Genomic DNA, 14,268 nt, shown 5'->3' with positions numbered 1-14,268 from the left:
CGGAGCAGCGCTCCAACAAGGGTGGGAAAAGCAGGCTTGTTGGAGCCAGCTTCAGCTCGCAACCGCGGGGTTGCCCTGCGTTGGCGATAGCCACCAACGACAGCGGCCTCCGCCAAGGCGCCTGACGGCGCCAGTCGCGATGCGGAGCAGCGCTCCAACAAGGGTGGGAAAAGCAGGCTTGTTGGAGCCAGCTTCAGCTCGCGACCGCGGGGTTGCCCTGCGTTGGCGATAGCCGCCAACGACAGCGGCCTCCGCCAAGGCGCCTGACGGCGCCAGTCGCGATGCGGAGTCGAGCCGGGCGCTCCAACAATCGTTACAGCATCCACAATGCGGCGTAGTGGTCGAGCAGCAGCACGCCGAAGACACCAAGGATATAACGGATCGAGAACCAGAAGGCCGCCAGCGGCGCCTGTGGATCCTGCCCCCGCCATACCTTCCAGTTCCAGAACATGAATCGGATATTGAGCGCCATCACGCCGATCAAGTACACCGAGCCACTCATGCCAATGACGAAAGGCATCAGTGTCACCGCCACGGTCAGCCAGCCATAGAGCCATACCTGCAGGCGGGTGAAGGCTTCGCCATGGGTAACCGGCAACATCGGCACCCCCGCCCGCGCATACTCATCCCGCTTGTGAATCGCCAGGGCCCAGAAATGCGGCGGCGTCCAGGCGAAGACGATCAACATCAGCAACAGCGGCTCCGGGCCGAGCTGGCCTGTCACGGCGGTCCAGCCCAGCAGTGGCGGTGCGGCACCGGCCACGCCGCCAATCACGATATTCTGTGGCGTCGCACGCTTGAGAAAGGCGGTGTAGATCAGCGCGTAGCCGATCAACGAGCCCAGGGTCAGCCAGGCCGTCAGTGCATTGACTTGCCACAACAACAGCGCGATGCCCGCCACGGAGAGCAACGTCGCCCAGCCCAGTGCCAGGGCCGTAGGCATGCGCTGGCTGGCAAGGGGGCGGCTGGAGGTACGTAGCATCAGCGCATCCAGGCGCCGGTCGACCACGTGGTTGAAGGCCGCGGCCCCACCCGCCGCCAGGCCGATACCGGCCAGGCCGAACACAACCGTCGTCGGCGAAGGCAGCAGCGGAGTCGCCAGCGCCATGCCGACCAGCGCACACGCGAGCATGACCACGACCACCCTTGGCTTGCACAGCGTGAGCAAGTCCTGCCATGTCCAGTCGGCCTCACCCTGCCCGTTCAGGTGCGACATCATTGTGCGCTTCACTCCCGCACGCTTCATTGCCGCATTAGACATTCGCCCGCTCCTTGTCCTGTCGTTTCGGTCTCATTTCTTCCTGTGGCCTCGCGCCAGTGCCATATCGCCAGAGCCAGACACAATGTCAGCGCCACGGCGCCAGCGGTATGCAGCAGCGCCAGCCACAATGGCAGCCACATCAAGACGTTGGCAATCCCCAGGCCGGCCTGTGCCGCATAGGTGGCCAGCAGCCCGCCCAGCCAGGGCCGCACGCGAGCCTCATGCCAATACCGGGCCGTCAGCACCACCAGCGCCAACCCCAGCAGGAGCGCCCCGATGCGGTGCCCCTGGTGAATGGCGACCCGCGCATCGGCATGCAGCTGGCCGTGCAGGTAGTTCGGGCCTACCGTCTGGGTCAGGTGGAAGCCTTCGCTCCAGTCCATCTGCGGCCACCACTGCCCGTTACAGGTAGGAAAACCCTGGCAGGCAATACCCGCGTAGTTGCTCGATACCCATCCACCGAGGGCCAGTTGCATGACCAGAAGCAGCGCGGCCACTCCCCATAGCGGTGTCAGCCTGCGTCTCGGTTTCTCGCCCGTATCCCCGGCTGCAAAGCGCCGCAGTCGCAGGTGCAACCACAGAAACAACAGCAGTACGGCCAGACCGCCCAGGAGATGCATGGTAACAACCTGCGGCCAGAGCTTCAGCGTCACGGTGAAGGCGCCAAAGGCCCCCTGCAGCAGGATGACAGCCAGCAAGGCCAGGCTTACGCCCCATGGGTAACCGGGGCGTTGACGCAGCCTCATTCCCAATACCAACAGGGCGATGACCAGCAGCCCCAGGGTGGAGGCTACGTAGCGATGGATCATCTCGATCCATGCCTTGAAGACTTCCAACGGCGCATCCGGCGAGTGGGCCATGGCACGTTCCGCGTCCGGCACCACCAGGCGCCCGTAACAACCCGGCCAGTCAGGGCACCCCAGCCCGGCATCCACCAGCCGGGTCCATACGCCCACCAGTATCACCGCGACAGTGAAGACGACTCCCACCAGGCTCAGGGAAAGCAGCAGACGCATGCGAGTCGCTTGCTTCTGGTTCGGCATCTCCTGCATCGATACTCCCTGCATTGGCCCCTTCCTCCTATCCAACGATTCCTGCCACGGCTCATCTTCATGGTGGCCATTCGGCACCCATGGTCAGCGCTGACCGACTTCCAGCTCGGACGCGCCGGGATTGTCGCGATTCATGCGCAACAAGCGGTTGACATCATCCAACACGTCGCGCGCCTCCACCTCACCGGTATAGGTCAACACCACCTCACCGCGAGGGTCCAGCACCCACAAGCGCCCCGGCGTCTGCCAGTCGGGGGTCCGAGCCCACTGAGCCAAGGACTCGCCAGGCAGGGCCGGCCCCTCTCCGCCGATACGCAAGCGGCTGACCCGGGGGGCTTCGCGCCCCAGGGCCCGATGTAGGCGCCACCACTGGTCGGCCAGCATCTCGCAGTCACGGGAGCAGTCGAAGGCAAGCACCCAGTCGCCAGGCTTCAGTGCATCCCGGCCCCCATCAAGCGGCCATTCGGCCAAGCCGGGCACTTCCGGCGCCAGTTCACCATGGGCAGTACGCTGCTCGGGAATACCGATACGCCATTCCACCATGGCCCAGGCAACGATCATCGGAACGGCGAAGATGGCGATCAGGGCCAGCAACTTGAGGCGCTGACGCCTCATGAAGCGCGGATCATCGGGGTCGTGGCCGCTCTCGCCCGGCTTCACTGACGGATCTTGCATGGCGGGCCATCCTCACGTATTGCTGTCTTCATTTCGATCACCTTGCCTTCTTTACGTCTCGCCCTGGACAGCGCACACGTCATTCCGCCGTTTTGGAGTCCGTGGGCTTCGGCCCGGCCGTTCTCGCGGCATGCCGGGTATCGCTGCGGCGATCCCGAACCAGCCGACGCCCGCCGAGGATCATGATGACCAACGCCGCCAGCGCCAGACCCCACCATTGCACCGCGTAACCCACGTGACGACTCGGCGGCATGACGCTTGGCTGCCACCAGGGCTTCAGGACACCGGGGCCGGATTCCAGGTGCATCCAGCCATCATGAGCAAACCCGGCCGGCATGTCCCAGGCGGACAGTTCGATACGCTGCACACGCTGACCCTCACGGTTGGGGCCGTACAAGGGCGCGTAATCACCGGCCGCCTGCCAGCGGCCCCGCAGCGTCACGGGTCCTTCCGGTGTCTCGACCTCAGGGGTCTCCCGGATAGGCCCGGTGGCCATGAAGCCACGCTGTACGAGCCACAGCCGCCCATCCTCGGTACGTAGTGGCGTCAATGCCGCCACCCCGAGTTGCCCATCGAGCGTACGATTGTCGAGAAAAAGGGTTTCGTCGGCCAGGTACTCGCCACGAAGTGTCAGGCGCGTCCCCCCGGGGGGCGCCTCCATCGGCGCTTCCAGCGTCGGGGCGGCATCCAGCCGTGCGAGATAGTCCCGCTTGTCGTCAGCCCGCTCCCACTGCCATAGTCCCAGTGCGAGACCGAGTGCCACCAGAAGCGACCACAGCACGCACCACAGGCCAAGTCGCCAGCCGGGAAGGCGCCAACGCGAGCCCCCTTTGTCCCCTGACACCCGACCCTTATAGGAGTCACCCATGCTGCTCAAGTCTCTGATCGCCGTTGTATTCCTGGCCATGCTGGCCAGCCTGGCCGCCGGTGCCGGCTTCCTGATACGCGATGATGCCCAGTCGCGTCGCCTGCTGGTGTCGCTGAAAATTCGCGTGAGCCTGGCCGCACTTCTGCTTGGGCTGCTGTTCTACGGCTTCTACTTCGGTGACCTCGGCAACGCCTGAACGCCAAGGGCGGGATGCCGGCTCCCCGCCCGCCGGAGCGATCCGTCGTCATGGCACGGGAAGCCGGCACCACGGCTACCCTAGAACACATAGACGAAGAGGAACAGCCCCACCCAGACCACGTCGACGAAGTGCCAGTACCAGCAGGATGCCTCGAAGCCGAAATGCTCCTGTGGAGAGAAATGCATCCGCACGACCCTGACGAGCATCACGATGAGAATCAGGGTACCGACAATGACATGAACGCCGTGGAAGCCCGTCAGGATGAAGAAGGTCGCCCCGTAGATACCCGCCTCCAGCGTGATGCCGTAGTGCGCATAGGCTTCATAGTACTCAACGCCCTGGATCACGATGAAGCACAGGCCCAGCAACACGGTCCCCGCCAGCCAGTTCCGGCAGATCTTCCGGTGGCCCTCCTTCAGCGCCTCATGAGCCACCGTCAGGGTGATACTGGAGGAAACCAGAATCAGGGTGTTGACCAGCGGCAGGTGCCAGGGGCTGAAGACCTGGGCCGGCCCGGATACGGACGAATCGGGCGGACTGAGCAACGGCCAATGAGCCGTGAACTCGGGCCACAGGAGAGCCGTGGCGCCCTTGGTGCCTTCACCTCCCAGCCAGGGCACCGCGAACATGCGCACATAGAAAAGCGCCCCGAAGAAGGCGGCGAAGAACATCACTTCGGAAAAGATGAACCAGCCCATGCCCCAGCGGAAAGAACGGTCCATCTGGGCATCGTACAACCCACTGCGAGATTCATGCACCACCTCGCGAAACCATAATGCCATTACCGCGATGACGGCCAGCAAGCCGATCAGCATGATCACGGTGCCGCGTTCATGCACCAGCACCATGCCGGTACCGATCATCATCGTGCCAAGTGCCAGGGATCCGAGCACCGGCCATTTGCTGGTTGCGGGAACGTAATAGCTGCCACTCATGCCTCATCTCCTTCAATGGTCTTCACGCCCGCTTGAAGCGGTGATTGTTGTTTTCCCTCGACGGGATAGAGCGTGTAGACCAGGGTGACGGTATTGACCTCAGAGGGAAGGTCACGAGCCAACTGGAACACCAGAGGCATTTCAATCCGCTCGCCCGCCTCCAGCCGCTGCTCCTCGAAACAGAAGCAGCTGGCCTTGCGCACGTGCCGCGTTGCCGTCGACGGCGAGACACTGGGCACGGCTCGCCCCCAACTCACGGCGTTGCTCTGATTGTTGAACGTGAAGTTCACCTCGGACGTTTGTCCCGGGTGCACACGCACCTGGCGCGTTTCCACGTCCATGCGCCACGGCAGGCCCGAGCCATTGCGAGTGATGAACTGCACGGTGACCATGCGTGATTCGTCCACTTCGTCATGCACCAGGGCCTGTGCCGTGGTGTCCACCTTGCCGTTGATGCCGGTGACCCGACAAAACACGTCGTAAAGCGGTACCAGGGCAAAGGCGAAAGCGAACATTCCCACCAGTGCCGCCACGCTCCGCCACACCGTGCGGCGTACCTTGACGTCCTGACTCTCCGTTTCGTTCCGGCTCATGCGTCACTCCTCCTGTCCCTTGCCACTATCACTGGCCGAACACCCGGCTCAATGAGCCGGGCGCTGGAAGGTCGGTGGTGTCTCGAAGGTATGCAGCGGTGCCGGGCTCGGCACGGTCCACTCCAGATCATCGGCGTATTCACCCCAGGCCTGGGCAGGTGCCTTCTTGCCGCCACGCACACAGAGCACGACCACGGCAACGAACAGCAGCTGGGAGAAACCGAACATGAAGGCCCCGACCGTCGACACGAGATTGAAATCGGCAAACTGCAGGGCGTAGTCGGGAATACGCCGTGGCATACCGGCCAACCCGGCGAAGTGCATGGGGAAGAAGGTCAGGTTCACGCCGATCACCGACAGCCAGAAGTGCCACTGGGACAGGCGCAGGTGGGGATAGTGGCCGGTCCACTTGGGCAGCCAGAAATAGACACCGGCCATGATCGAGAACACCGCCCCCGGCACCAGTACGTAGTGGAAGTGCGCCACCACGAAATAGGTATCGTGATACTGGAAGTCGGCAGGCGCGATGGCCAGCATCAGCCCCGAGAAACCGCCGATGGTGAACAGCACCACGAAGGCCAGGGCGAAGAGCATGGGCGGCTCGAAGCTGATCGAACCGCGGAACAGCGTCGTCACCCAGTTGAACACCTTCACACCGGTCGGCACCGCGATCAGCATGGTGGAGTACATGAAGAAGAGCTGGCCCGCCAGCGGCATGCCCACCGCGAACATGTGGTGCCCCCACACCAGGAATGACAGCAGAGCGATGGCAGACGTGGCATAGACCATCGAGGCATAGCCGAACAGCCGCTTGCGAGCGAAGGCGGGAATGATGGCCGACACGATGCCGAACGCCGGCAGGATCATGATATAGACCTCAGGGTGCCCGAAGAACCAGAACAGGTGCTGGAACAGAACCGGATCCCCGCCGCCCGCGGCATTGAAGAAGCTGGTGCCGAAATTGATGTCCATCAGCATCATCGTGATCACACCCGCCAGCACCGGCATCACCGCTATCAGCAGGAAGGCGGTGATCAGCCAGGTCCAGACGAACAACGGCATGTCCATCATGCGCATGCCCGGGGCACGCATGTTGAGGATGGTGGCAATGATATTGATGGCGCCCAGGATCGAGCTGACACCCGCGATATGCAGCGCCAGGATGAAGAACGTCGTGGAAGGCGGCGCATAGGTCGTGGAAAGCGGCGCGTAGAAGGTCCAACCGAAGTTGGGCCCGCCACCCGGCATGAACAACGTCGACAACAGCAGCGTGAACGCCACCGGCAGCAGCCAGAAGCTGAAGTTGTTGAGGCGAGGCAGCGCCATGTCCGGCGCCCCGATCTGCAGTGGGATCATCCAGTTGGCCAGGCCGGTGAAGGCCGGCATGACCGCCGCGAACACCATGATCAACCCATGCATGGTGGTCATCTGGTTGAAGAACTCGGGGTTGACCAGGTTCAAGCCGGGCTGGAACAGCTCGGCACGCACCACCAGGGCAAAGATGCCGCCGATGAAGAACATGATCAGCGAGAAGATCAGGTAGAGAGAACCGATCTCCTTGTGGTTGGTCGTCAGCAGCCAGCGCATGATGCCCTTGGGAGGCGCGGCATGAGCATGTCCATGCCCAGCTTCCACGGCGGTGCTGCTCTGCTCGAGGGTAGGCTGAGGAGGTACCTTAGGGGCCATCGGAAGTCTCCAGTATCATTATCTTGTTATGTCGCGGCGCTTCAGGGACGGTCACGACGCACGCGCCGTGACCGCGATCAGCGTTCGAGCCGTTCAGCGATTTCTGAAGGCTGCACCGCATCGCCGGTGTCATTGCCCCAGGCGTTGCGGGTATAGGTGATCACCGCCGCCAGCTCGACCGGATTCAGAGTGGTACGGAACGACGGCATGGCGGTACCGGACACGCCATTGATGATGGTGTCCTTGTGCCATTCGATGTCCGCGAGCATTTCCTCGTTGCCAGCCAGTGCCGGGAATGCCGGCGGCGAACCCTGGCCTTCAGGCTGGTGGCAGGACGAACAGATGCTGCCGTAGACGCTCTCGCCCCGCTCCATGAGTTCATCCATCTCCCACTCGCGATCGACCCCGAGGGCTTCCTCGGCGGCCGCTTCCTGGCGTTCGGCCAGCCAGGTATCGAAGTCATCCTCTTCCATGGCGTGCACGACGATGGGCATGAAACCGTGGTCGACACCACACAGTTCGGCACACTGGCCGCGGTAGATGCCAGGCTCGTTGATGTTCACCCAGTTCTCGGTAATGAAACCGGGAATGGTGTCCTGCTTGACGGCGAAATCCGGTACCCACCAGGCGTGGATGACATCGTCGGAGGTGAACAGGAAGCGAACCTTGCGGTTGATCGGCAGGACCAGGGGCTCATCGACCTCCAGCAGGTAGTTCTCGCCACGCTCCTCCTCGCCGCGGATCTGCGCCCGAGGAGTCGACATATTGGAGTTGAAGGCGACGTCCTCACCGAGATACTCGTAGCGCCAGCGCCACTGCTGACCGGTGATCATCACATCCAGCTCCGCATCGGAAGGATCGTAGATCTTTTGAAGCGTGGCCGTGGCGGGTACCGCCATGCCGATCAGGATCAGTAGAGGCACCGCCGTCCAAAGGATTTCCACGGTAGTGTTCTCGTGGAAATTGGCGGCCTTGGCGCCCTTGGAATGGCGGTAGCGGATCAGGGAATAGAACATCACCCCGAACACGATCACGCCGATGACCACACAGATCCAGAATATGGCCATGTGAAGGGTGTAGATTTCTCTACTGAGGTCTGTGACCCCCACCGGCATGTTCCAGCCACTGGCCAGAGCCGCCTGGCTCGAGCCGACAAGGGACAAGCCCCCTGCCAACCATACGAGCAGAGTGCGCATCGACGCCTCCCGATGTTTGTAGTTGTCGTAGTAAACAGCAACCCCGAAGGTCAGGGACGGGGGCTCTCATGCAAGAATGCTTCATTAGCAGGAGAACATCAGCTGCTTCTGCCGTTGAGTATATGAAGGGAACCACCGAAAGTCACTGGTCGCGACAGGGATAAATGGCTAACGCACCAACCAACGCAACCGACCCGGCACGCTCAGCGAGCCGCCAATATCGCCACCATGGCGATCACGCCCACCAATACCGCGGTCATCACCACACCGACGACAATGAAGGCCGCAGCACTTCCGTGCTCGAAGTCCGCCCGCCGCTGCTGGTCCTTCTGCACACCCAGGAAAGCCGCCAGCACCGATTTGATCACACCCCACATGCGCTACGCTCCGCGACTGGAAAATTGGCCCGCACAGCATGCCACAGCTTGCGCCAGGTCGGGGAATCCGATTGGGAAAACCGCTCTAGCTCATACCTGTTGCCTTGCAGCAATCCGGGGTGGCCACCAGTGCCATAGGCTACACTCGGAGTAGCGATTCCATTGCCCGACTTTCGCCTTGTTTTTTCTCCATGAGGCTCAGGAGCACACCATGACCAAGCGCCAATCCGATCCCCCCATCACCCCCCTGGAGGCTTCACGCCCCATGGTGGAGTGGTGGACCCAGCAATTGACACAGGGCATTACCCCCATGGCCCGTATGCAGCTGGCCTGGATGGAAAGCCTGTCGGAAATCATGCAACAGGAAGCCCGCTTTTTTACCGCACTCGCCGAATCCAGCCAACGTCTGGCCAAGTGCTACGAGCACAGCAAGGGCGACCCCATGAAAATGAACGAATGCTACCGGGAGATCGCCCAGGAGATCGCCGAACAGCACATGCAGAGGATGGAGCATGTCACCACTCTCTCTCACGATTTTCGGCAGCAACTCTGGGAAGAAATCTGAGGCGAACCCGTAGCGTGACCACGACCGGCCAGAAATCCATGCCGATCAGTCGGGCGTGCACCACCCCGGATCAACGGCATGGCGGCGGCTCCCTGTCAGCCGGCAGCGAGGCTCAGTTCGGCTTATACACCTCATCATCGGAAACCGGCACCGGCTCGACACCGGCATCGTCGAGATCCGCCCACGGCTCGCGCGGCGCCTCGACACGCTCACCGGTACGTGCCGCGTAGCGTTCGCGATGCAGCGCCTTGAGCAGGCCGGCGATCATCAGCATGATCACCACCGAGAATGGCAACGCAGCCATGATCACCGCCGCCTGGAGCGTTTCCAGCCCACCGGCCATCAGCAGCACCGAGGTCAGCAACCCCAGCAGGGCGCCCCATAGCAAGCGATGAGCGGTGGGTGGTTCGGGGTCGCCACCGGCCAGGATGGTCGTAATCACCAGGGTCCCGGCGTTGGCGGAGGTGATCAGATAGGTGGCGATCAGCAGCACCAGGACGGCCGAAACGCCCTGCCCCAGCATGCCGAGCCCCATCGCCTCGATGGTTGCGAAAAGAGCCGTGGCCACATCGCGATCCACCGCCGCCACGATCCCCCCCACGCCGAACAGCTCATGATAGAGCGCCGTGCCACCGAACAGCCCGATCCAGACGATGGTGATCAGCGTGGGCACCAACAGCACGCCCATCACGAACTCTCGAAAGGTGCGCCCCCGCGACACCCGGGCGATGAACATGCCGACAAAGGGCGACCAGGCCAGCCACCACCCCCAGAAGAACACCGTCCACTCCGACTGCCAGCCATCGGCCCGGGTGGCATTGGTATGGAAAGTCATGCCCATCAGGTTCTGGATGTAATCTCCCGCCGACTCCACGGTAATGGCAATGAGATACTGGGTAGGCCCGAACAGGAGCATGAATACCACCACCGCGATGCTCAACCAGAAGTTGGCTTCCGACAGCAGGCGCACGCCACGTTTCACGCCAGACACCACCGAAAAGGTCGCCACGCTCATGATCACTGCCGTTACCACCAACTGCAGGGCCAACGAAGACTGAAGGCCAAACACGGCATCGAGGCCGGCATTCATCTGCTGAACCCCCAGCCCCAGGGTGGTTGCGATACCGAAGACCGTGCCGAATACGGCCAGCGCGTCCACCACATCGCCCAGTGCCCCATCGGTATGCTTGCCGAACAGCGGCTTGAGCCCCGAACGGATGGTCAGCGGCATCTTCCCGCGATAGGAAAAATAGGCCAGCACCAGCGCCACGAACGAGAAGATCGCCCAACCGTTCAGGCCCCAATGAAAATAGGTCAGGCGCATGGCCACCCGGGCGGCATCCGGACTCATCCCTTCGCTGATGAACGGATTGTCCTGAAACTGAAGGATGGGCTGAGCCACCGACCAAAACAGGATGCCGACCCCGGTACCCGCGGCGAACAACATGGCCACCCACGAGAAGAAAGTGAATTCCGGCTGCTCGAAGTCGCCACCCAGGCGCACGTTCTTGTAACGTCCCATCCCCAGCCACACCATGAACAACAGCAAGAAAGCCACCAGCAGCACGTAATACCACTCGAGAAAGGGGTCCAGCACCACTCGCGCTATCGCCAACCCCCGCCCCAGCCTTTCGGTAAAGAACGCCCCATAGATCAGCGACACGGCCACGACCACGAACGTGATCAGTGTCACCCTCGGGTTCATCCCCTTGAGAGGTCCGCGCTGAGCCTGCTGGTACATAGCCAAATTCCTTGACCTGATGGTGGGTGGTTGCCGACGCCCATCATAAAGCACCCCGCGGCCACCTACACGGCGAACCACCCCTGCCCCAGTCAATTCGTTGAAAGGCAAGCATCTGAAAGGAAAGTACAAAAGAGGCTTTTCATTTAACCGGGAACGCGCTAGTATACGCCTCGTTCTCAGGGCACCACCGGCTCCAGCCGGATGATCTGAAAACGATGGAAAGCACGGTAGTAACCAGAGCCGGAGCGTGGCGCAGCTTGGTAGCGCGCTGCAATGGGGTTGCAGAGGTCGCAGGTTCGAATCCTGTCGCTCCGACCAGAAACATCAGAGAAACGGTCACTTAGCCTATCAAGGCGGTGGCCGTTTTTCGTCGCTGGTAAAATCCTCGCAAAATACGGGTAAAATCCCACCTTCCCCCCTCAACACTGCCAGTGTTGCATAGCCGTTCGCCTAAGACACTGTTCCATAAGCGAAACATAACCCATCTACAGTAGATACAGAAGATACGCTCCGCGTGGCTGCTAGCGCTCCGGCTGGGTTTTACGGCAGTATGAACGCAATCTCGTCAGACGAGGCACGATGGTACCTAGTGGCCCCACAGAACCTTTACTCGCTATGGCGATAGACCTGATTTTACCTGTCGCCGCTGCGTTAGCAGGAGAGTGGATAGGCTGGAAAGGAGCTCTAGCCAATTCAAAAAAGCAGGAGCACAACGACGTGAAGGCCTCGCTGGCATGGCTCGGCCCTTGCCCCCGGCCCTCCTAGCAATTACTGTATGTATGAACAGTAATTGCTAGGAGCCCCACCATGGCCAAGAAACAGAGAACGTCATCCTTCGAGCCGCTGGCCAACCGCATCCGCGCGCAGATCAACTCACCTCGCGCCCAGGTCGAGAACACCACCACCATCTCCCGTGAGCCCGATGAGCGCGGGGATGACTGGGATCGGCTGCTCGACGAGATCGGAACCATGGATGAGGTGACGATGGTCGCAATGGAGGATGGCAGTGTCGAGCTACGCTGGAGCGCGCCGGAGTCGGCTGAATGATCGAGATCATTGGTCGCGTCGATCAGACGACACCGCCGACGCTACTGCCGCTGGCCGGCGGCGAAGTCCGTGCCGGCTTCCCGTCGCCGGCGGATGACTACCTCGAGGGCGAGCTGGACCTGGTCGCCCACCTGGTACGACACCCAAGCGCCACCTACTACCTGCGCGCCCGGGGCGAGTCGATGCAGGGCATTGGCATCTACGATGGCGACCTGCTCATCGTCGATCGCTCACTCGATCCTCGCCCGGGTCATGTCGTGATCATGAGCATCGACGGCGAGTTGACCTGCAAGCGGCTGGGCTCCATCGGCGGGCAACCCTGCCTGATAGCCGAGAACCCGGCATTCGCCCCGATTCCGCTCACCGGGCATGAATGTCAGGTGTGGGGCATCGTCACCCACAACATCCATGCCCTGATTCCAGGTGTCGGCCGGTGATCGCGCTCGTCGACTGTAATAATTTCTATGCTTCGTGCGAGCGGGTATTCAATCCCGCGCTGGAGAGCCAGCCGGTCGGGGTGCTATCGAACAACGATGGCTGCGTGATCGCACGTAGCGAAGAGATAAAAGCGCTCGGCGTGGCCATGGGCGCCCCGCCCCACCAGATCCCGCCGGCGATCCGGCGGCAGTGCATCCTGCTGTCGAGCAACTATGCCCTGTACGGCAGCATGAGCGCCCGCGTCACCGCAACCCTGGCGCAGTACACACCCGACGTCGAGATCTACAGCATCGACGAATCGTTCCTGCGGTTCGATGGGTTTGCACGCGAGACACTGGAGGAGCACTGCCGGGCGATGCGCCACCAGGTGCGGCGCGACACCGGAATCCCGGTAAGCGTAGGGGTCAGTACCAGCAAGACCCTGGCCAAGGTGGCCAGCCATGTTACGAAGAAAGCACCGGGTAATGACGGCGTGGCCACGCTATTGCCAGATAGCCCCATGACACGCCGCGTGCTCGAGCAGATGCCGGTCACCGGCATATGGGGTGTTGCCGGGCGGGCCGCCGTTCGACTCAGCGAGCTCGGCATCCAATCAGCCTGGGACCTGCGCGAGGCCGAGCCCAAGCGCGTGCGCCGGCACATGTCGGTCGTCATGGAGAGAGTCGTACTCGAGCTGCGCGGCATCGACTGCATCCCGCTCGACGATATGGGCGAGCCCAAGCGGCAGATCATGACGTCGCGGTCGTTCGGGCGGCTCACCGGCGATATTGCCGATCTGCGTGAGGCGGTGCGTACTCATGCCAGCCGCGGCGCCGAGAAGCTGCGCGCCCAGGGCAGCCTGGCCCAGGCGGTGATGGTGTTCCTGCGAACGAACCCGCACCGCCAGGACCTGCGACAGTACTGCCCAAGCGTCGTCGTCCCGTTGCCACGCCCCACCGACGACAGCCGGCTGATCGTCCAGGCGACGATGCAGGGGCTGGAACGCATCTACCGACCCGGGCACGCCTACCAAAAGTGTGGGGTGATGCTGACCGACCTGTGCGGCCGTGCCAACGAGCAGCTCGACCTGATGGCCAACCAGCAGAGTGATGCCGATCGGCAGCGCAACGAGAGGCTGATGGCCACGCTGGACCAGATCAATCGTGAACATGGGCGAGGCGCCGTAAGCCTGGGGCTGTCGAGACAGGACAGCGCATGGCGGTTGCGCTGCGAGAACCGGTCGCCGCGGTATACGAGCAGGTGGGATGAGTTGGCGGAGGTCAGGATGTAGACCCAGCCTGATCGTGTATACACCCTCAATCTGATAGCGATCACGCAGGAGGGGGTGGGATGACACTATCTCGCCAGTAGAGGGATTTATCAGGCCAGATTCCACCCGATTCAGCTAAAGGCATGGATGGACCCTACTTTCAGGATGCCGTGTAGTGCCCCATGCACCCAGATGGCGTTGCAAACTCATTTGGCACATGGGGGGACGGGTCCCTCCCATTTCCGACCTCAACCCTCATTTCGGGCAGGCGATCGCGCTGCTGGCGGCGCTCATGGTCAGGCATTAGCCCTCCGTCGATTCCAGTCATTTCCCGATATCGGTCGACGTACTGACCGCGACTCGACGCATGAAAAGCGACAAAA

15 protein-coding genes and 1 tRNA gene are annotated in these 14,268 nt (G+C 62.2%); 6 read left to right on the top strand and 10 right to left on the bottom strand.

Translation table 11 applies throughout. The features are described from left to right. Positions 1–313: 313 nt before the first annotated feature. The 4 genes from cyoE to C1H69_RS20220 all read right to left on the bottom strand — a co-directional run bounded on the left by cyoE (position 314) and on the right by C1H69_RS20220 (position 3,856). Complete coding sequence (gene cyoE, locus C1H69_RS20235) at positions 314–1,216, bottom strand: heme o synthase (RefSeq protein ID WP_165789552.1); 903 nt, start codon at positions 1,214–1,216, stop codon at positions 314–316. Positions 1,217–1,242: 26 nt separating this feature from the next. After that, positions 1,243–2,328 (bottom strand): COX15/CtaA family protein, encoded by a 1,086-nt coding sequence (locus C1H69_RS20230; protein ID WP_240610028.1) that lies wholly within the window; start codon positions 2,326–2,328, stop codon positions 1,243–1,245. Positions 2,329–2,397: 69 nt separating this feature from the next. Continuing rightward, positions 2,398–2,988, bottom strand: a complete 591-nt coding sequence (locus C1H69_RS20225; protein WP_240610027.1) for a hypothetical protein — start codon at positions 2,986–2,988, stop codon at positions 2,398–2,400. A gap of 79 nt (positions 2,989–3,067) precedes the next feature. Further along, a complete protein-coding gene (locus C1H69_RS20220) occupies positions 3,068–3,856 on the bottom strand; it encodes an SURF1 family protein (RefSeq protein ID WP_102655194.1) in 789 nt (262 codons plus the stop codon). Here C1H69_RS20220 and C1H69_RS20215 point away from each other — a divergent pair. Then, the gene (locus C1H69_RS20215; RefSeq protein WP_102655193.1) at positions 3,855–4,052 is read left to right on the top strand and encodes a DUF2909 family protein; all 198 of its coding nucleotides are present in this window, start codon (positions 3,855–3,857) and stop codon (positions 4,050–4,052) included. The genes C1H69_RS20220 and C1H69_RS20215 overlap by 2 nt on opposite strands. A gap of 80 nt (positions 4,053–4,132) precedes the next feature. Here C1H69_RS20215 and C1H69_RS20210 read toward each other — a convergent pair whose 3' ends face one another. From C1H69_RS20210 to C1H69_RS20190, 5 genes are all read right to left on the bottom strand, one after another. Continuing rightward, positions 4,133–4,990, bottom strand: a complete 858-nt coding sequence (locus tag C1H69_RS20210) for a cytochrome c oxidase subunit 3 (protein ID WP_102655192.1) — start codon at positions 4,988–4,990, stop codon at positions 4,133–4,135. After that, on the bottom strand, positions 4,987–5,583 hold the full coding sequence (locus C1H69_RS20205; RefSeq protein WP_102655191.1) for a cytochrome c oxidase assembly protein: 597 nt from the start codon (positions 5,581–5,583) through the stop codon (positions 4,987–4,989). The genes C1H69_RS20210 and C1H69_RS20205 overlap by 4 nt, the downstream gene beginning before the upstream one ends. A 48-nt stretch (positions 5,584–5,631) precedes the next feature. Next, positions 5,632–7,269, bottom strand: a complete 1,638-nt coding sequence (ctaD, locus tag C1H69_RS20200) for a cytochrome c oxidase subunit I (RefSeq protein WP_102655190.1) — start codon at positions 7,267–7,269, stop codon at positions 5,632–5,634. A 77-nt stretch (positions 7,270–7,346) separates the two neighbouring features. After that, complete coding sequence (gene coxB / locus C1H69_RS20195) at positions 7,347–8,465, bottom strand: cytochrome c oxidase subunit II (protein WP_102655189.1); 1,119 nt, start codon at positions 8,463–8,465, stop codon at positions 7,347–7,349. Positions 8,466–8,668: 203 nt separating this feature from the next. After that, positions 8,669–8,842, bottom strand: a complete 174-nt coding sequence (locus tag C1H69_RS20190) for a DUF2970 domain-containing protein (protein ID WP_102655188.1) — start codon at positions 8,840–8,842, stop codon at positions 8,669–8,671. Positions 8,843–9,053: 211 nt separating this feature from the next. Here C1H69_RS20190 and C1H69_RS20185 point away from each other — a divergent pair, with 211 nt between their 5' ends. Next, positions 9,054–9,407 (top strand): hypothetical protein, encoded by a 354-nt coding sequence (locus tag C1H69_RS20185; RefSeq protein WP_102655187.1) that lies wholly within the window; start codon positions 9,054–9,056, stop codon positions 9,405–9,407. Positions 9,408–9,519: 112 nt separating this feature from the next. Here C1H69_RS20185 and C1H69_RS20180 read toward each other — a convergent pair whose 3' ends face one another. Further along, positions 9,520–11,148 carry a BCCT family transporter gene (locus C1H69_RS20180; RefSeq protein WP_102655186.1) on the bottom strand — a complete coding sequence of 543 codons (1,629 nt, stop codon included), beginning with the start codon at positions 11,146–11,148 and terminating at the stop codon, positions 9,520–9,522. 244 nt (positions 11,149–11,392) lie between these two features. Here C1H69_RS20180 and C1H69_RS20175 point away from each other — a divergent pair. The 4 genes from C1H69_RS20175 to C1H69_RS20160 all read left to right on the top strand — a co-directional run bounded on the left by C1H69_RS20175 (position 11,393) and on the right by C1H69_RS20160 (position 13,906). Beyond that, positions 11,393–11,469: transfer RNA gene (locus tag C1H69_RS20175), tRNA-Pro, on the top strand. Between the two features lie 489 nt (positions 11,470–11,958). After that, entirely contained in the window at positions 11,959–12,198 is a 240-nt protein-coding gene (locus C1H69_RS20170) for a DUF1654 domain-containing protein (protein ID WP_102655185.1), read from the top strand. Continuing rightward, positions 12,195–12,635, top strand: coding sequence for a LexA family protein (locus C1H69_RS20165; RefSeq protein ID WP_102655184.1), 441 nt, complete (start codon positions 12,195–12,197; stop codon positions 12,633–12,635). Before C1H69_RS20170 ends, C1H69_RS20165 begins: the two co-directional genes overlap by 4 nt. Then, the gene (locus tag C1H69_RS20160; RefSeq protein ID WP_102655183.1) at positions 12,632–13,906 is read left to right on the top strand and encodes a Y-family DNA polymerase; all 1,275 of its coding nucleotides are present in this window, start codon (positions 12,632–12,634) and stop codon (positions 13,904–13,906) included. The genes C1H69_RS20165 and C1H69_RS20160 overlap by 4 nt, the downstream gene beginning before the upstream one ends. Positions 13,907–14,268: the final 362 nt, after the last annotated feature.

Source organism: Billgrantia endophytica (assembly GCF_002879615.1).
GTDB classification, from domain to species: domain Bacteria; phylum Pseudomonadota; class Gammaproteobacteria; order Pseudomonadales; family Halomonadaceae; genus Halomonas; species Halomonas endophytica.
This window is presented reverse-complemented; position numbering and strand designations above follow the sequence as displayed.

Bases quoted from the DNA above. Each gene is read 5' to 3' on its own strand.
- cyoE (WP_165789552.1), bottom strand. From the start codon at position 1,216: ATGTCGCACCTGAACGGGCAGGGTGAGGCCGACTGGACATGGCAGGAC.
- C1H69_RS20230 (WP_240610028.1), bottom strand. From the start codon at position 2,328: ATGCAGGGAGTATCGATGCAGGAGATGCCGAACCAGAAGCAAGCGACT.
- C1H69_RS20225 (WP_240610027.1), bottom strand. From the start codon at position 2,988: ATGCAAGATCCGTCAGTGAAGCCGGGCGAGAGCGGCCACGACCCCGAT.
- C1H69_RS20215 (WP_102655193.1), top strand. From the start codon at position 3,855: ATGCTGCTCAAGTCTCTGATCGCCGTTGTATTCCTGGCCATGCTGGCC.
- C1H69_RS20220 (WP_102655194.1), bottom strand. From the start codon at position 3,856: ATGGGTGACTCCTATAAGGGTCGGGTGTCAGGGGACAAAGGGGGCTCG.
- C1H69_RS20210 (WP_102655192.1), bottom strand. From the start codon at position 4,990: ATGAGTGGCAGCTATTACGTTCCCGCAACCAGCAAATGGCCGGTGCTC.
- C1H69_RS20205 (WP_102655191.1), bottom strand. From the start codon at position 5,583: ATGAGCCGGAACGAAACGGAGAGTCAGGACGTCAAGGTACGCCGCACG.
- ctaD (WP_102655190.1), bottom strand. From the start codon at position 7,269: ATGGCCCCTAAGGTACCTCCTCAGCCTACCCTCGAGCAGAGCAGCACC.
- coxB (WP_102655189.1), bottom strand. From the start codon at position 8,465: ATGCGCACTCTGCTCGTATGGTTGGCAGGGGGCTTGTCCCTTGTCGGC.
- C1H69_RS20190 (WP_102655188.1), bottom strand. From the start codon at position 8,842: ATGTGGGGTGTGATCAAATCGGTGCTGGCGGCTTTCCTGGGTGTGCAG.
- C1H69_RS20185 (WP_102655187.1), top strand. From the start codon at position 9,054: ATGACCAAGCGCCAATCCGATCCCCCCATCACCCCCCTGGAGGCTTCA.
- C1H69_RS20180 (WP_102655186.1), bottom strand. From the start codon at position 11,148: ATGTACCAGCAGGCTCAGCGCGGACCTCTCAAGGGGATGAACCCGAGG.
- C1H69_RS20170 (WP_102655185.1), top strand. From the start codon at position 11,959: ATGGCCAAGAAACAGAGAACGTCATCCTTCGAGCCGCTGGCCAACCGC.
- C1H69_RS20165 (WP_102655184.1), top strand. From the start codon at position 12,195: ATGATCGAGATCATTGGTCGCGTCGATCAGACGACACCGCCGACGCTA.